At 54.2% G+C, this 236-nt stretch carries 1 protein-coding gene; it reads right to left on the minus strand.

Annotation, left to right across the window (positions count from 1 at the left end; all coding sequences use genetic code 11):
• A partial coding sequence (locus KVT37_RS32930) for a BamA/TamA family outer membrane protein (RefSeq protein WP_217579098.1) occupies window positions 1–236 on the minus strand: 236 nt, incomplete at both ends.

Raw genomic sequence — 236 nt, forward strand, 5'->3', positions numbered from 1 at the left:
TCGTACGCCGATCCCCGCGCCAGCGCGTATATCCGAAAAATCAGGCATGATACCGGTCGATACCGTACCGACATCAATAAAAGGTACAATGCCTATGTTTTCTGACATTTTTACCCGCACTTCGAAAGAGGCCAGCGTATAAGATCGTCCGCCGGTCGCTTCGTCGTCGCTGTTATAGGGCGAAATCTCCCGATAGGTATAACCGCGCACCGATCCCCCGCCGCCGGCGAAGAATC

Source organism: Mesorhizobium sp. GbtcB19 (assembly GCF_019091085.1).
In the GTDB taxonomy this organism is placed as follows: domain Bacteria; phylum Pseudomonadota; class Alphaproteobacteria; order Rhizobiales; family Rhizobiaceae; genus Mesorhizobium.